Here is an 18,237-nt window from a genome sequence, read left to right as displayed (position 1 = left end):
CATTCCCTGTTCTATTATAGAAAAGAAAATAGTGTTAATTTAAATTCTATACGTCATGGGAAATATTCTTTATTTAATCGCCGTTATTTTAGTCATTATTTGGGCCGTTAGCTTTTTTGGCGGATATGCTTCAGGAGGTATTATCCATATCCTCCTGGTGATCGCTATTATTGCTATTCTCTTACGTGTTATACGAGGAGCAGCCTAACTAGTTACTAATATTAAATAAAACCTTCATGGCCGAACACATAACTCTAGGAGGTATGAAAGCGTCATGAAGGTTCTTGATGGCCTTATGAAACTAACGATTTCAGAAAAAATTGGGCTATAGAAATGTCTTCGGGAAAGGTAATCTTGATATTTCGATGATTGCTGGGTATAAGATGTATGCTATAGCCCAATTTTTCTACGACGGAAGCATCATCCGTAAAAGAAGGTAATTCGTCTTGTTGGAATGCCTGATACAGGATGTGCCCTTGAAACGTTTGGGGTGTTTGTACGATCCATACCGTCTCTCTATCCAAAGCCTTATTTTCTACTTCATTTCCTTGTCGGATCGAATTTGTACTAGGTACCGCCAGCACGGTAGCAGGATGTAGAACGGTTTGTTCATAACAGATGTCTATCACTCCCGGCGCGATAACCGGACGGGCCGCATCATGAATGGCAATGAGGATATTATCCAAGGACTGCTGTTGCTGTTCCGCAATATAACGTACACCACTTTGTACACTTTGAAAGCGTGTTTCTCCTCCGGTAACGACGGTATGGGGTATCTGAAAATCATATTTTTCGCACAACTCATCCCAAATGGAAAACATCGCTGGATGCAATACCAATATCAATTGAGGTTTACTCTTTGTATGGAAAAACCTTTCCAGCGTGTGCATCGCTATCGGCTTTCCATCAAGGAGCAGAAACTGCTTTGGTAAATCACTTTTCATTCGGCTTCCCGAACCACCGGCAACAATAATGGCGTATCTTTTTTTCATTTTTTTTAATTAAATTGTTTCTTCTTTTTCCCCGTGAAAAAGAACCAAAAACCTCGTCGCTGCGGATATTTGAGAGAAATGGATCGTGCAAAGGATGAGTTTCTGCAGACCTCAAATATCCGGAGGCGACCTTCAATGTGAATGGAGGATTGTGCAATTGCATTGTTCCTTCCTTAACTTTCAATGTCGCATCCGAATGTTTTACAACTGTACAAATTCATCCATAGTACTACCCCAAATGTAAAACATTCGAAGCGACGAGTTTTTTCTCCCTTTTTTGCGGACAAAAAAGGGAAATTAATGCAACTGACTTCCCTTTTCTGTATCGTTTACCACCGTAATAGCTCGCGGAATCCTTTCTTTCAGTTCCTCTACGTGCGAGATAATACCAACGATACGATTGTCCTTATTGAGATATTGTAATGTCTCAAATACGGTATTCATACTTTCGGGGTCCTGGGTGCCGAAACCTTCATCGATGAAGAAGAAATTCCTGTCTGCTTTGTTCATAGATTGGATGTTTTCTGCCAATGCAAGGGCTAGACAGAGCGAAGCTTGAAATGCTTGTCCTCCCGAAAGCGTTTTTACGGAACGCTTAAACCCATTGTTCAAGAAATCCACGACCTCAAATTCATTACTTTCGTTAATGGTGAGGCTCAAGTTATTTTTTGTTAAGCGGTGGAAACGCTGATTGGCAATTTCACACAAGCGTTGCAAATGTATACTGGATACATAGTTGACAAAACCAGAACCACGGAACAGATTTTCCAAAGTGGTCAAGTTACTTTTTCGGAGTGTCAGTTTCTCGTATTCTTCCAGTATTTTCTCTTTTTTCTCAAATTCCACACGTAGGCGAGCATATTCTTTTTCTACTGCTCCCGTGACCCGAATCTGTAATTCCAACTCTTCACGTTTTAACGTGTAAAGGGCGGTCTTTTCTTGATAGGTAGATTCCTCGTAAGCATCGTTGTTTATACGTTTTTCCAAATCCGCGATGTTGCGTAAAAGGATCTGTAAATTCAAATTGAATTCCTGTATAATCTTGCGGTTACGCTCCACATCAATATTCTTTTGCAGAATATGCTGTACCTGCATAATATCACTGTAATCATATTCTTTCAGCAGGGCGGAGATTTCGGACTGTTTGCCGCTAAGCTGTTGATAGAGTTGTTGAAATTGTTCTTTTGCTGCTGTACGTTCTCCGTTGATGTGTGCAAAATCCGTTCTCAAGATTTGAATAGATTCGGAAAGTCGTTTATGGGTTTCGTCCAGTGATTTAACCTTATTTTCGGTTTCCTGTTTCTTCTTTAGAAGTGCTGTTTCGTTATGTTGCTCAAAATCAGCTGTCTTTAACCGTTTGAGTTGCAGTCTGTTTTGTTGGTTAAGCTGATCGAGTACGGTAACGCTTTGTTCAAATTCTACAAGAGAATTTTTGTATTTTTCTGTTTTCGATTGACAGGTTTGCCACTGCAGGCGGAGGTTTTTCAATGTGGCTTCGCCCGATTTGATGTTTATCTCTGCAAGATGATTTTTATCTTTATAAGCGAGAAAAGCCGTTTTGTCGGTCGGTAGAAACGCTTCCCACCGGAATTGTTTATGGTGGATTTTAAGTTTTTCCTCCATCTGTTGGATAGTAGACTCTAGCTGCGCTAATTGTGTATGCTTATCTCTCCAGCGGATGGATGCCGCTGTTAATATATGATGACTTGACTTTAGTTGTTGCAGACGCTGTTTTATTTCCGCTTGTTTATCAAGGACTTCCTGTAGTTTGGTAGCCATATTGTGGCCCACCATAGGATAGGGGTGATCTAACGCGCCGCATAAGGGACAGGGTTGACCATCAGTCAGATTATCGGCAAATGCTGATAGTTTTGCCTGTACTTTCAATTGGGTTTCCTCCTGTTGTAAGGATGAAAATTCCACGTTTAAATTTGTTTCCTGCTGAAGTAAGACGGATTCCCAATCGTCAATTGCTGTCGACTGTTCTTCAAAAATTTTTGCTGTTTGTGCTATTTCATGCTGAAGCTGTTGGGTTTGTGCTTTTACTTCTGCGATACCGTTGCTGATATTGTCATCGGTTTGGTACCAGGCTTCTAACGCAAGCAATATGGAAGTATCTACACGTGTGCTTTTATGTTCCTCCAACCGCTTTTCCTCATTTTCTATCGCTGTCAAAAGCTCTTTTTCCTCTTCTTGGGCTTGTAGGAGATGGGGTTGTCCATCTTTTATACGTTTGTTGAGTGTTTTCTGCTGTTCCTGATTTTGAAAGATACTGATGAGCAGCTTCAAATCTTCGCACTCCGCTTTAAATACATCCAACCGCTGATAGTCGGGTGCTATCTTTTCCCATTCGGCCTCCTCTTTTTCCAAGCGGCTTAAAATTTCACTCTTACGGGTCGTAAGCTGTTCAATTTTATACGTGAGTTGTTCTTTCTCTTTGTTTAAGTTATGCGTGGTATTTAGGATTTCCCTGAAGGCTCGTTGGGTGACCTCATACGTCTGCAATTCTTTTTCCAAGCGGGAAATTCGTGGCTGCTCCAGAAGATATTGCTGTACTTCTTCCTTTTTGTGGGCTAATTCCTCTCGTGTCTTTTTGCTCTCCAGAAGTCGGCTGACCTCTTTTTCCAGGGATGTGGTCTCCTCTTTGACAAATTTCAGATGTTGTTGAGCAGTTTCGAGTTCCTGTTGCTTATTGTTCAGTATTTCCACACTGACAGTATCAAAGCCAGAGAGCGCTCCGTTTAGTTGTTCCAGTTTACTGTTGTTTTGTCGTTGCAGTATCGCTACTTTGGGGCCTAAATCAAAACGGTAGAGGTTAAAGATCTCTTTCATCATCTCGGACCTGTCTTTACCCCGCAATTCTAGAAATTCTTTAAATTGTCCTTGCGGGATAATGATGGTGCGCCGGAAGTTCGGGTAGGTAAGTTGCGTTACGATTGCTCCATCGTTCGAATCCAAAGGCACCCACGCACCTTCTTTCCATTCGTAGGCATAGCGTTCCAATGATGTGGTGTCCTCAAATTTTTTTCGTCGTTTCCACTGCGCGGTAAATCGGAATTTTCGTCCTTCGTAATTTAGGAATTCGAACACGATATTGGCGACATCCGAGCGGAGATTGAGCATATTATAAGCCCTTTTCTCCTGTTTGTTGAGTCTTTCCGTTTCTCCATATAAAGCAAAGCTAATGGCTTCGAGTATACTCGATTTACCGGAGCCTACTTTCCCAAAAATGCCAAATAGTCCGGCTTCTGTCAAGTGGGCGAAATCAATTTCTTGTTTATCTTGATAAGAATATAATCCTTCTATACTTAAATAAATGGGTAGCATGCTTAGTCCTCCGTTTCCGTTTCACAATTGATAACCTCATTCAATAAATCCATCAATTCCGGATTGGGTTCTTGTGCGAGTCTATACTGAAAGTAATCTTTAAAAAGTACATCCATATCCTGATCGAGATTGATAGCGCGTATATGCGTGGGGTCAGATGCTATTTGCTGGACAATAGGGATGATATGAATGATGCCATCGTGTGCTTCATGTACGCGCTTCATGTCGGCGGAGCTAAGAAAAGTATGACTCACGAGTGTCAGTTCTACTAATGTATTGGGATTTTCATTTAACCACGCTACGGCGGCATCAATATCTTCAAAGCGTTTGCGGTGTAGTTTCCTTCCAGAAGATAGAGAGATAAAACGATGTTGTGCAGCTTGTTCTGGAAAGACCTCTACAATGACAAGGCCCTTTTGCTGTTCGGCTTCTGAAAAGGAGTAGGCAAGTGGGCTACTTGGATAAACTACCGGGCGTTGCTGGTCCCCGATATTCTGAAACCGATGTAAGTGTCCCAATGCGGTGTATTGAATTTGCGGTGGGATAGCATCGGAATATACAAGGTCCGCATGCCCGACTTTAATAGGCTTTTCTCCCTCGGGCTCTTCTAGTATTTCTCCGCCGCGTTGTAACATATACAAATGGGTCGTCAATAGGTTTACGCCTCGATTGTCACAATGTATATTCCCGATGGCAAGCCAATGTTTTCTTAAAATTTCGTTGAGCTGTTGCGCTTTATTGTCCAACCCTAAGAACTGTTTTAATCGAAGCTCATTCGCAAATGGGGTATGGATGACACGTAGCGGATAGTTATGTTGCGGTAAGGATATTTCCAGAAATCCTGCTGTTGCGGTGTTAATAGAGAACCCGTTTTTCATGTGAAAGGGGCGAATAGTTGCCTGTGGGTAACCGATAAAAATAATTCCACATTCACGGGCGAGTATATCAGGTGCATCGATACGGTCGGCACTGTCATGGTTTCCTGCAATAGCGATGACAGGGCGTCGTCCTTCATGACTAAGCCGCCTCAAGGTTTTGTAAAGTAGCTCTACGGCTTCAACGGGTGGGTTGAATGTATCGAAAAGATCTCCCGCCACGATAACGGCGTCTACATTTTCTGTATCTGCTATTTCACATATCTCCGTTAATACCGCGCGCTGCTCGTCCAATCTCGAGAAATAGTCCAACCGTTTACCTAAATGCCAGTCGCTAGTATGTAATATCTTCATTTGTGTGTTTTTTTTAATTAGTTGCCGAAAAACTATGCCATCTCTTTATTTCTTATCTGAATGCCCTAAATCTTTATCTGGATTAACAACGTCGCGCACTAACTGCTTTAATTCTTTAATTTCAGGAAACCGTCCGGCTATTTTTCTGTCAAAAATAACCTCTTCGCCAATGGCTACCGAGAAACGGCCACTGATTTCACTTGGCACCAAAGTGATACCATAAATGTCATCTACGAACGTTATTAATAGTTCTTGTGCCATGTAAGCAGACCGGAGCATCCATCCACATTTGGGGCAATATAAAATGGTGATAGTGGGTTTCATATCATAAAATATTATGTGTCCATTCGATTTTTTTTAAAAATATATAAAATCTCTTGCATACATGCAAAGTTGTTTTTATATTAGTAATTCATAATTCAGGCCGCTAGAGCATGGCGGTAAGTTATAATTGGTTTTACAAAGGTTTCTATTCGCCCGGATAGAAACCTTTATTTTTAGTCGATTATTTTTCTTAATTTTACCGCTACTTTTTGTTAATGCTTGTCATAAAAAATTAGGAGAAAATTTGGATTATTTAGCAGGATTAAACCATTCGCAACGGGCAGCTGTGGAGCAGACGGAAGGACCGGTGATGATCGTTGCCGGTGCAGGTTCGGGAAAGACGCGGGTCATTACCTATCGTGTAGCACATTTGATTCGGAAAGGTGTGGATCCCTTTAATATCTTGGTGCTTACTTTTACCAACAAAGCTGCAAAAGAGATGCGGGAACGTATCATGAGCGTTGTAGGGCAGGAAGCGAAGAATATATGGATGGGAACTTTTCACTCTGTATTTGCCCGTATTCTTCGTGTGGAGGCAGAACTTATCGGGTATCCCAGAAATTTTACGATATACGATACGGACGACACAAAAAGTTTGATTCGTGCCATTCTCAAAGAAATGAACCTTGATGATAAGCTGTACAATGCCAACCATGTATATGGACGTATATCCTCGGCTAAAAACAATCTGATATCCCCGCAAGAATATAATAAGAACGAGGCTATAATGGCCGAAGATATAGCGAATGGACGTCCACAAATGGGACAAATTTATCTGACTTATGCACAACGTTGTTATCGAGCGGGAGCCATGGATTTCGATGATCTTCTGTTTAAGACAAATGTATTGTTGAATAAATACCCGGAAGTGCTGCACAAATACCAACATCAATTTAAATATCTGATGGTGGATGAGTACCAGGATACAAATTTTTCTCAATATCTTATCGTAAAAAGACTCGCAGCGGTTAATGAAAATATCTGTGTGGTAGGGGATGATGCGCAGAGTATTTATGCGTTTCGCGGGGCGAATATTCAAAATATCCTAAATTTCCAAAAAGATTATCCAGACGTTCAGGTTTTTAAACTTGAACAGAACTACCGCTCTACAAAAATGATTGTCAACGCGGCAAACAGCGTGATTGAGAAGAACCAGAATCAGTTGGAGAAAAATGTTTTTTCAGAAAATGAGGATGGGGAAAAAATAAAAGTAGCTCGTGCGTTTTCCGATAATGAGGAGGGGAAAATCGTAGCGGAAGCTATTACACAAGAACGTGCATTAAAAAATTTGCGATATAAAGATTTTGCGATTTTATACCGTACAAATGCGCAATCCCGTGCGATGGAGGAGGCGTTACGAAAAATTAATGTTCCTTATAAATTGTACGGTGGTACGTCTTTCTATCAACGTAAGGAAATCAAAGATTTGATTGCGTATTTTCGTTTGACGTTCAATCCTAACGACGAAGAAGCTTTGAAGCGGGTCATCAACTATCCGCGTAGAGGGATAGGGGATACTACGTTGGAGAAAATTTTGGTAGCTGCCGATCAGCAACAGTACCGATTGTGGGATGTGGTAGTTAACGCGCAGACGTTTCTCGATGGACGAAGTGCCAATGCGGTAAGTAATTTTGGATTGATGATTCAAAGTTTCCAAGCGATGGCAAAAACCAACTCGGCGTTTGATACCGCGATGCATATCGCACAACATTCCGGTATATTAAAGGATCTATATGAGGATAAATCGGTGGAAGGGCTTAGCCGTTATGAAAATATCCAAGAATTGTTGAACGGTATCAAGGAGTTTTCAGAACGGGAAGACATTGAGGAGAAAGGCTTGGATGTGTTCATGCAGGATATTGCCTTGTTGACTAATGATGATAACGATAAAGATCCCAATGCAGACACGGTGTCTATGATGACGATACATGCATCAAAGGGATTGGAGTTTCCCGTGGTGTTTATTGTGGGGTTGGAAGAAAACTTGTTCCCTTCGCAGCTCTCTCTCAATTCCCGGTCAGAACTGGAGGAAGAAAGACGACTTTTCTATGTAGCGGTGACGCGTGCGGAGAAAAAGCTCCATTTGTCTTATGCTACATCCCGGTATCGCTGGGGAACACTCAACAACTGTGAGCCCAGTCGTTTCTTGGATGAACTCAATCCCGCCTGTCTGGAACTTGATTTCAAACCGCGTAGTACGGTTATGGAAGCAGGAGGTAATTTTCAATCGGAGCGTATGGCCTGGAAACAAAAAGATACGGAATCATTTTCGAAGCCAAAGCCAAAAGTAGTCAAAACGACCTCGATATTACCTAAGGCCCACGTGCCTACTCCGGGCTTTGCACCTTCGGATACATCAACGCTGCAAGTGGGAATGGAAGTAGAGCATGAACGCTTCGGATTTGGAAAAGTAGTGAATCTCGAAGGTAACCGGCCGGATATAAAAGCAACTATTTTCTTTAAAGAGTTGGGACAGAAACAATTGTTGCTTAAATTTGCAAAACTTAGAATAGTACAATAATAATATAAAACAATAAACTACGCTTATATAACGTTTTCTAAGCGTAAAACTACACTTTATGGATTTCGACTACAATAGTACCCGGCCAAAATTAATTTTGGCAGAATATGGAAGAAATGTGCAAAATATGGTGGACTATATATGCACGCTTCCCACGAAAGAGGAGAGAAACCGATATGCGCAGGTCGTTATCGACATGATGGGCGTATTAAACCCTCATCTAAGGGATGTTTCGGATTTTAAACACAAGCTATGGGATCATTTGCAGATCATCTCTGATTTTAAGATTGATGTAGATTCTCCATATCCGGTTCCGGCGCGTGATGCCATCCATAAGAAGCCCGATTTATTGGATTATCCACAACATGCGATTCGTTACAAACACTATGGTCATACCGTCGAACGTATGATTGAAAAGGCCTTGTCGCAGTCTACTCCTGAGAATACGCAGCGTATGGCAGTAGCTATAGCCAATTTTATGAAAATGGCTTATATGACGTGGAATAAGGATTCCGTGCAAGATGAGCATATTATCCAAAATCTGGCAGAACTTTCCAACGGACAATTGACATTGCCTGCCGATACGGTCTTGACAAAACTCGATTTTAAAACACCGCCTCCAGGTAGTCGTACAAAAAGTGGTTCTACCGTTAGCAATAACAATAACCAAAAAAGTAATCATCAAAAAAGCAACGGTAAAAAGAATATGGTGAAGAAGAAAAGTGGACCTAAAAAAGTTTCGTACAGAAGGTAAGCTGTTTTGACTGTTTAAATAAGAGGGCAATTGTGTAGCGAAAATCGTTATTCAGTTGCTCTCTGTTTTTTAATATTAGATAATACTATAGTAAGTATGAGCGCATTTGAAATAATCGGCGGAAAGAAATTAAAAGGAGAAATTATTCCGCAGGGAGCAAAAAACGAAGCATTACAGATTCTATCTGCGGTGTTGCTTACAGAGGAGAAAATCGTTGTAAGCAATATTCCGGATATCAAAGATGTGAATAAATTGATTGACCTCTTAGCGGCGTTGGGGGTTTCCGTCGAACGGATTAATAAAGATACTTATTCTTTTGAAGCGAAAAACATTAACATAGATTATTTTCAGTCGGAAGAGTTTAAGCACAAAGGAGGGGGATTGCGGGGTTCGATTATGATTGTTGGGCCTTTGTTGGCTCGTTTTGGGAAAGCGGCGATTCCAAAACCCGGCGGAGATAAGATAGGTCGACGCCGATTGGATACGCATTTTCTGGGATTTGAGAAATTAGGTGCGAAATTCGTTTATGACGCCGAAAAAAATTTCTTTAACGTGGATGCGTCGGAATTAAAAGGCGCATATATCTTAATGGACGAGGCATCGGTAACTGGTACGGCAAACATTGTGATGGCAGCCGTATTGGCTAAAGGGATAACGACCATTTACAATGCTGCTTGTGAACCTTATTTACAGCAGTTGTGTAAGATGTTAAACCGTATGGGGGCTAAAATATCCGGTATTGGATCAAACTTGCTGACGATAGAAGGTGTCGATCGATTGCAAGGGACAAACCATCGTATGTTGCCGGATATGATTGAAATTGGATCTTTTATCGGCATGGCGGCAATGACTGGATCGGAAATCACCATTAAAGATGTTTGTTTTTCAGAATTAGGAATTATCCCGATCGTATTTGCGAAACTGGGGATACAGTTTGAGCTGCGGGGTGATGATATTTTTATTCCGGCACAAGACTCTTATGAAATTGAAACCTTTATTGATGGATCTATATTGACAGTCGCTGATGCACCATGGCCGGGTTTCACACCTGATTTATTGAGTATTGTTTTAGTGACCGCTATCCAAGCAAAAGGAAATGTATTGATTCATCAAAAGATGTTCGAAAGCCGCTTGTTTTTCGTCGATAAGCTAATCGATATGGGGGCACAGATTATTCTTTGTGATCCACATCGTGCAACTGTCATCGGACTGAATAAGCAAGTAAAATTAAGGGGTATTGAAATGACCTCACCGGACATCCGGGCAGGAGTTTCCCTGTTGATTGCGGCTCTATCGGCACAAGGAAAATCTATTATATATAATATAGACCAAATTGAGCGCGGATATCAAGATATTGAGGAAAGATTGCGAGCTTTGGGAGCCGATATTCGTAGAATCGAAGTGTAAAAAGCGTAGGGTGATCAAAACAATATGGCAAGGGCAAACATTCAAGTTTGCCCTTTTTTAATTGACGGTAATCGGTTGTTTTACCTATTTTTTTATTTTTAGTGCAAATTGTGTTTATTTTTATAAGTTTTTCATGTTGTGTGTTGGTTTTTGATGTTGTTTTTTGTTTTAATTTGATCCAATGCATTAAAAAATTAAAAATTTTATAAATAAAAAGTTTATTTTTTGAATATTTTGCATATTATTGCGTCATAAAAATTGTAAACATATGTCTATTTATCAAAAAAAATCTTTTTTACCATTTTTGTTGATGGTTGTTTTGGTGGTTATTGCATTTTTTAACCCTGCTTTGCCTACAGGATCGGCTGAATATGAGTATAGTTCCGCAGATGTAGCGTGGATGCTGACTTCAACAGCGCTTGTTTTAATCATGACTCCTGGCTTGGCCTATTTTTATGGCGGAATGGTCAAGAAGAGAAATGTTATTTCCACCATGTTACAAAGTTTTATCTGTATGGCGGTCGTAGCCGTTATGTGGTTTGCGTTCGGATTCAGCCTGGTATTCGGAGAATCGATTGGCGGAATCATAGGAAATCCAACGACGTTTTTTATGTTCAACGGTGTATTGGACCGGGAACCCTGGGGTGGCGCGCCTAACATTCCCTTCGTGCTGTTTGCTATGTTTCAGCTTAAATTTGCTATTATAACGCCGGCGCTTATTACAGGAGCTTTTGCGGAGCGTATTCGTTTTACATCTTATATTCTTTTCATTTGTCTATTCTTTATTTTTATTTATGCGCCATTAGCACACGCCACTTGGCATCCGGATGGTGTTTTACTCCAATTGGGTGTTTTAGATTTTGCTGGCGGAACAGTAGTGCACATGTCTGCCGGTTTAACCGCACTAGCTTCCGCGATATACTTAAAACAAGGTAAAACGGCAAAAGAGCATACACCGGCGAGGATAACGTATGTGCTCCTCGGGACAGGTTTACTATGGTTTGGCTGGTTTGGTTTCAACGCGGGATCAGCTTTTGCGGCAGATGCATTGGCTGCGACAGCTATGGCGACCACCACGGCAGCATCTGCGGCGGCAGCCATTATGTATATTCTCTTCGATGCTGCGCGTGGCATTAAACCATCTGCTATGGGAACCTGCATCGGTGTGGTTGTCGGCTTGGTCGCTATTACACCTGCTGCGGGCTTTGTGAGTATTCCACATTCTATCGTTATCGGTGCAGTAGCAGCTATTATAAGCCGATTGTTGATCGACTGGCGCACCAAATCGAATATCGATGATACGCTGGATGTGTTTCCCAGCCACGGTGTGGGTGGAATGGTCGGTATGATATTAACAGGTGTATTCGCACACTCCGCTATCAATGGAGCAGTGGAAACGAATGGTTTATATTATGGCGAAACAGGACTGTTTACCGCACACCTTATCGGTCTTGTAGGTTCTATCGTATTTATTCTTTTGATGGCATTCATTCTTCTAAAAGTAACAGATGTGATAACGCCTTTGCGTGTCAGCGAGCAAGAGGAGGAAGAAGGGCTGGATTTATCCCAACACGGCGAAAGACTTTCGTATGATGCGAATAATTAATGGAAATTAAAAACTACTCATTTACTAACTAAACAATGGAGAAGGCCGATGAAAATCGGTCTTTTTTGTTGTGTCTTCCCTTTTTTAACACCAATATCTCCTTTAAAAAATCTATATTTGCCAATTAGAATATTGGATAAGGACCTGTATGAAGCATATACGTAATTTTTGTATTATCGCCCATATCGACCACGGGAAGAGCACATTGGCCGATCGCCTGTTGGAGTTTACGAACACCATTACACAACGGGAGGCTCAAGCGCAACTGTTGGACAATATGGATTTAGAGCGTGAACGTGGGATAACGATAAAATCGCACGCTATTCAAATGGAATACACGCAAGATGGCGAGCAATATATTTTGAACTTGATTGATACTCCCGGACACGTCGATTTCTCCTATGAGGTCTCGCGTTCTATCGCGGCATGTGAGGGGGCATTGTTAATTGTGGATGCTTCGCAGGGTATTCAGGCACAAACCATATCCAATCTCTATCTCGCTTTGGAGCACGATCTGGAAATTATTCCGATATTAAATAAAATGGACTTGCCCGGTGCTATGCCGGAGGAGGTGAAAGATCAAATTATCGATTTGATCGGCGGTAAGCGCGAAGAAATTATACCAGCTTCGGGTAAAACCGGAATGGGTGTTCCAGATATTCTTAGCGCTATTGTGGAGCGTGTTCCACCACCGGTTGGTGATCCGAATGCACCTTTACAAGCCTTGATTTTTGACTCTGTCTTTAACTCGTTTAGAGGAATCATGGCCTACTTTAAGGTAGAAAATGGGGAGATCAGAAAAGGGGATAAAGTAAAATTTGTGGCCACTGGAAAAGAATATTTTGCTGATGAAATCGGCACACTTAAACTTAACCAGGTTGCTAAAAGTGTTATAAAAACAGGTGATGTAGGTTATATTATTTCGGGTATAAAGGAAGCGCGTGAAGTGAAGGTGGGGGATACCATAACCCATCGTGAACGGCCCTGTGCAGCGGCAATCCAAGGATTCGAGGAAGTTAAGCCGATGGTATTCGCAGGGATCTATCCGGTCGATACCGAAGATTATGAAGAACTCCGTGAATCCATGCATCGTTTGCAACTGAACGATGCTTCGTTGGTTTTTGAACCCGAATCTTCGGCGGCATTGGGATTTGGTTTCCGATGTGGGTTTTTGGGAATGCTTCATATGGAGATCATCCAAGAGCGTTTGGAGCGAGAGTTTAATATGACGGTGATTACTACCGTTCCTAACGTATCGTACCGGGCATTTCTTACAAAAGATAAAGAAGAAGTTATTGTACATAATCCATCTGATTTGCCCGATCCAAGCAAGTTAGATTTTATCGAAGAACCTTATATCAAGGCAAATGTTATCACTAAGGCAGACTTTGTAGGTCCGGTAATGTCGTTGTGTATTCAAAAAAGGGGAACGATTATTAATCAATCTTACTTAACCTCCGACCGTGTGGAACTTACGTTTGAGATGCCTATGGGCGAAATTGTTTTTGATTTTTATGACAAATTAAAGACGATTTCTAAAGGTTATGCATCATTTGATTATCACCAAATAGGATATCGACAGTCGGATTTGGTAAAATTGGATATTCGGTTGAACGATGAACCTGTAGATGCTTTGTCTTCTCTTATCCATCGAAGCAATGCTTATGATTTTGGAAAGAAAATTTGTGAGAAACTAAAAGAGCTTCTGCCGCGTCAACAATTTGAAATTCGTATACAAGCCTCTATCGGCGCAAAAATTATTGCGCGTGAAACTATTTCAGCTTTACGTAAAGATGTAACAGCAAAATGTTATGGAGGGGATATTTCCCGAAAACGTAAGTTGTTGGAAAAACAGAAAAAAGGGAAGAAGAGAATGCGCCAAGTAGGAAACGTGGAGATTCCGCAATCAGCATTCATGGCAGTTTTGAAATTGGATTAAGAAGTAGTGATGTAATTAATCCCACACATAGGCGGGCTCCCTGAAGATAATCGAATATCTATATTGACATAATACGAAATATAAATGAATTTACTGGACGGAAAGCTGGTATCAGCAAAGATTAAAGAAGATATAAAAAAGGAAGCTGCAGCATTTACAGCACAATCGGGACGTAAACCACATTTGGTGGCTATTTTGGTCGGAAATGATGGAGGAAGTGAAACGTATGTAGCTAGTAAGATGCGCAATTGCGAATTAGTTGGTTTTGAATCAACAAATATTCGCTATGATGTGGATATTACGGAGGATGAGCTGATCTCAAAAATCAAGGAAATTAATCAAGATCCGGAAATCGATGGCCTGATTGTACAGTTGCCCCTGCCAAAACATATTGACCCGGAAAAGATTACAGAAACTATCGATTATCGTAAAGATGTAGATGGTTTCCATCCGATTAATTTAGGAAGGATGCAACGCAATCTACCTTGTTTTATCCCAGCGACACCTTATGGTATTATGCTAATGCTGGAATATTACGGCATTGATACAGCAGGTAAGAAAGCAGTAATAGTGGGGCGTAGTAATATCGTTGGGGCACCGATGAGCATCTTATTGGCTCGTAACAGTAATCCAGGAAATTGTACGGTCACTTTAACCCACAGCCGTACAGCAAACTTAAAAGAAGAGGTACTTGCGGGGGATATTGTCGTAGCAGCTATTGGTCGTAAGCAGTTTGTTACGGCAGATATGGTGAAAGAAGGAGCCATTGTAATCGATGTAGGTATTAACCGGGAGGAGTCTACGGAAACGAAATCTGGTTTTAAACTTTATGGAGATGTTGATTTTGATGAGGTGTCAAAGGTAGCGTCTTGGATAACGCCTGTGCCTGGTGGAGTAGGACTGATGACGATTGTGGGCTTGCTGAAAAATACGCTGGAGGCTGCAAAAGGTACGGTCTATTCTAAATAATACGATTGATTTTTGGTATAGTAATTGTGTATACACCTTAATTAACAGTTAGATTTAAAAGGAAAAAGACATGAAGAAATTAATGTTAATAGCAGCAATTGCGGGTACTATCGTTGCTACATCGTGTAATAACAATCCCAAAAACAGCGATACAGACAGTGAGATGACAGCAGGTGAAAAATTGGACCAAACACTGGAAACGCTAGATGAACATAAGGATCACGCTCATGCTACTTTGAAGGAAGAGCTAACGAAAGCAGAAGAGAAAGTGAATAAAGCAAAAGCTGATTTGGATGAAGCTATCCGGAAAGGAGATAAGCAAGCTGAAGAGGATGCCCGCAAAGCGTTGGATGAAGCGAACACCCTTTGGGACAAAACAAAAGCGACCGCGCGTGAAGCGGGTGTTAAAATAGAAGAAGGCACAAACAAAGCCGTAGATGCAACTAAAGACGCAGCTAAATCTACAGGAAATGCACTAGATAGAGCATATGATAAAACGATTGACGCTACAAAAAATGCAGCGGATGCTACCGGAAAAGCAATTGATAACGCAGTAGAAAAAACCGGAGAGAAAGCAAACAAAATCGCCGATGATGCGGAAAAGAAAGTAAAAGATTTAAAAAATCGGTAGAAAATACGGTATTCCTAGCTCGTCTGAAAGAGCAGGTCTAACCGCCGGAATTTAACTTTAAACCTCCTGAATAATTGGGAGGTTTTTTTAGTTTTCATATAGGAGATGGATATTAATATTAAAAACCAATTGTTAAGCCGCTGTCTTCAACAGATTGAAGGACGAATCGCTGAAGTTACTTTTGCCATCCAACAGGCACAGGAGGCAATAGAAAGTGAAACCAAAAGTAGTGCCGGCGACAAATATGAAACATCGCGTGAAATGATACAGCAGGATCTGAACCGTTATCATACGCAGTTAGCGCAGGCAAAAAAAGATTGGCTATTACTCCAAAAAATAGAGACGGGAATCAAAGAAAAAGCAGAAATGGGTACTATAGTCGTGACGGAGAAGCTAACCTATTTTATGGCTATAAGTCTAGGACAACAGCAAGTCGATGGGATGAACTTTATGGTGATTTCTCCCTCTTCACCTATAGGTAAATTGCTACTGGGATCCGAGGTAGGTGACCATATTTTCTTTAACGGTGTTAAACAGCTTATAACAGCTGTTTATTAAAGATGTATAATCGACAATATTCCAAACAATCCTATAGGATTTATTGTTTCATTGTTAAGTAAGTATTCCAGACCATGGCACTATTCGATAAATATAAAATGCTTTTAGATGCAGCGGAGGATATAATAACCGACGATTTGCAGTTTATGGAACAAAATGGCGTTTTAATTATTCGAGGTGTAGCGCCCAATGCAGAAGTGAAAAATAAGCTTTGGGACATCTATAGCCAAATTGATCCTAATTTTATTTCAGGGGAAGTTTTATTAGACATAGATGTTTTGTCTATGGTAAAGGGCTGTAAAGCACGGTTAATTGTAGACGAGCCGACCTTAAATGTTCACAAAGGTCCCGGGGTAGAACTACCTACTATAGGCAATGTAACCAAAGGAGAAGTCGTTACCGTCATGAGTCGTGCCAACGTCTATTGGTGGCTTATTCGCACGGACAATATCGAAGGATATTGTTATGCGCAGAATATAGAACTTGTATAACTTGAAATACCTTAACGTTAAGCAAACTTAGCCAAACACATCCTCTAATCGGAATGTATCCTTCAATCGAACACCCTTTTCTGTTTGTTGCAAGGTGCAGCACGCATTTACAGGGTCGTGCTCCAGAAATAATATGTATTCGTTATCAACGATTTCTTGCCAATAATCTTGTCGCTCTTCCATAGTGGTCAGGGGTCTGACGTCATAGCTCATCACATAGGGAAGTGGAATATGTCCAACAGAAGGCAGTAAGTCCGCCATGTAGAGGATTGTTTTTCCACGATAGCGGATTTGGGGAAGCATCATGGATTCGGTATGTCCATGTGCGTAGCGAATGTCAATGTTCGGCGAAAAAGATTCTCCCTCTTTTATAAAATGCAACTGACCGCTCTCTTGTATTGGAAGGATATTCTCCCTAAGGAATGACGCTTTTTCTCTGGGATTCGGGTGTACTGCCCACGTCCAATGTTTTTCATTGCTCCAGAAACGTGCATTTTTGAACGCCGGAAGAAGACGTTCGCCTTCTCGTTTTATAGCACCACCACAATGGTCGAAATGGAGATGGGTAAGGATGATATCCGTAATGTCATCGCGATGAAAGCCATATTTAGCCAGCGAATTATCCAAGGTGGCATCGCCGTGCAAAAAATAATGGCTGAAAAATTTTTCGTCTTGTTTATCACCTATGGCGGTATCGACTAAAATTAATTGTTTGCCATCTTCAATAAGCAGTAATCTATTCGTCCAAGTACATAGATTGCGTTCATCAGCTGGATTGGTGCGCTGCCATAATGATTTTGGTACAACACCAAACATCGCGCCACCGTCTAGCTTAAAGAATCCGGTGTCAATGGTGTATAGTTTCATGCAGGTTTAATTTTGTCTTATTTACTTTTTAAAGAGCCCACCTAATGTATCCCCTAATTTTCCTTTTGTAACAGCGCTTATTGCATCATCGATTCCGATTTTACCATCACCGTTTTGATCTAAGACAGCGCCCGCTCCGCCACCGTTAAAGGAATTCATTATGTCGCTGATATTGAAATCGCCGCTTTTTACTTTGCTGGCGATCATACTGATGATCTGCGGAATAATCGCGCTTGCAAAACTACTTGCTGTACTGCTGTCCAATCCTACATTTACGCCCAATTTAGAGGCGAGTGAAGAAATTATATTTTTCACTACCGGATTAGAAGTCAAGGCATTGGTATCTGTATGACTAAGCATATTAGTCAAATCGCTTAAATTGCCGCCAGAAACGGCTGATTTTAAGCCGTCAATCAAAGACGAACCCGTTTCCTTAGCTACATTACCCGCTAGATTATTAGCAATATCGTTATTATTGTCAATCTCTTGAGTTGTCACCTGTTGGATTATTTGTTGAAGTTTGTCAATCATTTTTTTCTTTTTTTGTTACATTATAAAAATAAGAAATCCAATCTGTTTCTCTATAGTTTGACTCTTTATATTTTAGGCGATGTAGTGTTTA

Annotated in this window: 16 protein-coding genes; 10 read left to right on the top strand and 6 right to left on the bottom strand. The window is 41.0% G+C overall.

Features of this window, described 5'->3' with window-relative positions:
- Positions 1-55 precede the first annotated feature (55 nt).
- The gene (locus FXV77_RS13190; RefSeq protein WP_130140517.1) at positions 56-208 is read left to right on the top strand and encodes a lmo0937 family membrane protein; all 153 of its coding nucleotides are present in this window, start codon (positions 56-58) and stop codon (positions 206-208) included.
- An 85-nt stretch (positions 209-293) separates the two neighbouring features.
- Here the strand turns inward: FXV77_RS13190 and FXV77_RS13185 are convergent, their stop codons facing one another.
- From FXV77_RS13185 to FXV77_RS13170, 4 genes are all read right to left on the bottom strand, one after another.
- Positions 294-992, bottom strand: coding sequence for a 2-C-methyl-D-erythritol 4-phosphate cytidylyltransferase (locus FXV77_RS13185; RefSeq protein WP_148919705.1), 699 nt, complete (start codon positions 990-992; stop codon positions 294-296).
- Between the two features lie 297 nt (positions 993-1,289).
- Positions 1,290-4,319, bottom strand: a complete 3,030-nt coding sequence (locus tag FXV77_RS13180; protein WP_148919704.1) for an AAA family ATPase — start codon at positions 4,317-4,319, stop codon at positions 1,290-1,292.
- A gap of 2 nt (positions 4,320-4,321) precedes the next feature.
- Entirely contained in the window at positions 4,322-5,548 is a 1,227-nt protein-coding gene (locus FXV77_RS13175) for a metallophosphoesterase family protein (protein ID WP_148919703.1), read from the bottom strand.
- Between the two features lie 45 nt (positions 5,549-5,593).
- On the bottom strand, positions 5,594-5,872 hold the full coding sequence (locus FXV77_RS13170; protein ID WP_148919702.1) for a SelT/SelW/SelH family protein: 279 nt from the start codon (positions 5,870-5,872) through the stop codon (positions 5,594-5,596).
- Positions 5,873-6,116: 244 nt separating this feature from the next.
- Between FXV77_RS13170 and FXV77_RS13165 the strand changes: the two genes are divergently transcribed.
- The 9 genes from FXV77_RS13165 to FXV77_RS13125 all read left to right on the top strand — a co-directional run bounded on the left by FXV77_RS13165 (position 6,117) and on the right by FXV77_RS13125 (position 16,748).
- Positions 6,117-8,393: an ATP-dependent helicase gene (locus FXV77_RS13165; protein WP_148919701.1), complete on the top strand. Its 2,277-nt coding sequence runs from the start codon at positions 6,117-6,119 to the stop codon at positions 8,391-8,393.
- A gap of 58 nt (positions 8,394-8,451) precedes the next feature.
- Positions 8,452-9,147, top strand: coding sequence for a DUF4290 domain-containing protein (locus tag FXV77_RS13160; protein WP_148919700.1), 696 nt, complete (start codon positions 8,452-8,454; stop codon positions 9,145-9,147).
- Positions 9,148-9,243: 96 nt separating this feature from the next.
- Positions 9,244-10,554 carry a UDP-N-acetylglucosamine 1-carboxyvinyltransferase gene (gene murA / locus FXV77_RS13155; protein WP_148919699.1) on the top strand — a complete coding sequence of 437 codons (1,311 nt, stop codon included), beginning with the start codon at positions 9,244-9,246 and terminating at the stop codon, positions 10,552-10,554.
- Between the two features lie 268 nt (positions 10,555-10,822).
- Positions 10,823-12,160: an ammonium transporter gene (locus FXV77_RS13150; RefSeq protein WP_148919698.1), complete on the top strand. Its 1,338-nt coding sequence runs from the start codon at positions 10,823-10,825 to the stop codon at positions 12,158-12,160.
- Positions 12,161-12,308: 148 nt separating this feature from the next.
- Positions 12,309-14,099, top strand: a complete 1,791-nt coding sequence (lepA, locus tag FXV77_RS13145; RefSeq protein ID WP_148919697.1) for a translation elongation factor 4 — start codon at positions 12,309-12,311, stop codon at positions 14,097-14,099.
- 84 nt (positions 14,100-14,183) lie between these two features.
- A complete protein-coding gene (locus FXV77_RS13140; protein ID WP_148919696.1) occupies positions 14,184-15,068 on the top strand; it encodes a bifunctional 5,10-methylenetetrahydrofolate dehydrogenase/5,10-methenyltetrahydrofolate cyclohydrolase in 885 nt (294 codons plus the stop codon).
- A gap of 70 nt (positions 15,069-15,138) precedes the next feature.
- Complete coding sequence (locus FXV77_RS13135) at positions 15,139-15,699, top strand: hypothetical protein (RefSeq protein ID WP_148919695.1); 561 nt, start codon at positions 15,139-15,141, stop codon at positions 15,697-15,699.
- Positions 15,700-15,804: 105 nt separating this feature from the next.
- Complete coding sequence (locus tag FXV77_RS13130; RefSeq protein WP_148919694.1) at positions 15,805-16,257, top strand: hypothetical protein; 453 nt, start codon at positions 15,805-15,807, stop codon at positions 16,255-16,257.
- 74 nt (positions 16,258-16,331) lie between these two features.
- A complete protein-coding gene (locus tag FXV77_RS13125) occupies positions 16,332-16,748 on the top strand; it encodes an SH3 domain-containing protein (protein ID WP_148919693.1) in 417 nt (138 codons plus the stop codon).
- A gap of 27 nt (positions 16,749-16,775) precedes the next feature.
- Here the strand turns inward: FXV77_RS13125 and FXV77_RS13120 are convergent, their stop codons facing one another.
- Together FXV77_RS13120 and FXV77_RS13115 are read right to left on the bottom strand one after the other, a co-directional pair.
- Positions 16,776-17,615 carry an MBL fold metallo-hydrolase gene (locus tag FXV77_RS13120; RefSeq protein WP_148919692.1) on the bottom strand — a complete coding sequence of 280 codons (840 nt, stop codon included), beginning with the start codon at positions 17,613-17,615 and terminating at the stop codon, positions 16,776-16,778.
- A 21-nt stretch (positions 17,616-17,636) separates the two neighbouring features.
- Positions 17,637-18,146, bottom strand: coding sequence for a hypothetical protein (locus FXV77_RS13115; RefSeq protein WP_148919691.1), 510 nt, complete (start codon positions 18,144-18,146; stop codon positions 17,637-17,639).
- Positions 18,147-18,237 lie beyond the last annotated feature (91 nt).

Source organism: Sphingobacterium phlebotomi, from assembly GCF_008180195.1.
Classification (GTDB): domain Bacteria; phylum Bacteroidota; class Bacteroidia; order Sphingobacteriales; family Sphingobacteriaceae; genus Sphingobacterium; species Sphingobacterium phlebotomi.
The sequence above is the reverse complement of the archived record's forward strand: the minus strand, read 5'-3'. Positions and strand labels throughout refer to the sequence as shown.

Coding starts and splice junctions, on each gene's coding strand:
- FXV77_RS13120 (WP_148919692.1), bottom strand. CDS start 17,615: ATGAAACTATACACCATTGACACCGGATTCTTTAAGCTAGACGGTGGC.
- FXV77_RS13140 (WP_148919696.1), top strand. CDS start 14,184: ATGAATTTACTGGACGGAAAGCTGGTATCAGCAAAGATTAAAGAAGAT.
- FXV77_RS13160 (WP_148919700.1), top strand. CDS start 8,452: ATGGATTTCGACTACAATAGTACCCGGCCAAAATTAATTTTGGCAGAA.
- FXV77_RS13190 (WP_130140517.1), top strand. CDS start 56: ATGGGAAATATTCTTTATTTAATCGCCGTTATTTTAGTCATTATTTGG.
- FXV77_RS13180 (WP_148919704.1), bottom strand. CDS start 4,319: ATGCTACCCATTTATTTAAGTATAGAAGGATTATATTCTTATCAAGAT.
- FXV77_RS13185 (WP_148919705.1), bottom strand. CDS start 992: ATGAAAAAAAGATACGCCATTATTGTTGCCGGTGGTTCGGGAAGCCGA.
- FXV77_RS13125 (WP_148919693.1), top strand. CDS start 16,332: ATGGCACTATTCGATAAATATAAAATGCTTTTAGATGCAGCGGAGGAT.
- FXV77_RS13175 (WP_148919703.1), bottom strand. CDS start 5,548: ATGAAGATATTACATACTAGCGACTGGCATTTAGGTAAACGGTTGGAC.
- FXV77_RS13135 (WP_148919695.1), top strand. CDS start 15,139: ATGAAGAAATTAATGTTAATAGCAGCAATTGCGGGTACTATCGTTGCT.
- murA (WP_148919699.1), top strand. CDS start 9,244: ATGAGCGCATTTGAAATAATCGGCGGAAAGAAATTAAAAGGAGAAATT.
- lepA (WP_148919697.1), top strand. CDS start 12,309: ATGAAGCATATACGTAATTTTTGTATTATCGCCCATATCGACCACGGG.
- FXV77_RS13150 (WP_148919698.1), top strand. CDS start 10,823: ATGTCTATTTATCAAAAAAAATCTTTTTTACCATTTTTGTTGATGGTT.
- FXV77_RS13130 (WP_148919694.1), top strand. CDS start 15,805: ATGGATATTAATATTAAAAACCAATTGTTAAGCCGCTGTCTTCAACAG.
- FXV77_RS13170 (WP_148919702.1), bottom strand. CDS start 5,872: ATGAAACCCACTATCACCATTTTATATTGCCCCAAATGTGGATGGATG.
- FXV77_RS13115 (WP_148919691.1), bottom strand. CDS start 18,146: ATGATTGACAAACTTCAACAAATAATCCAACAGGTGACAACTCAAGAG.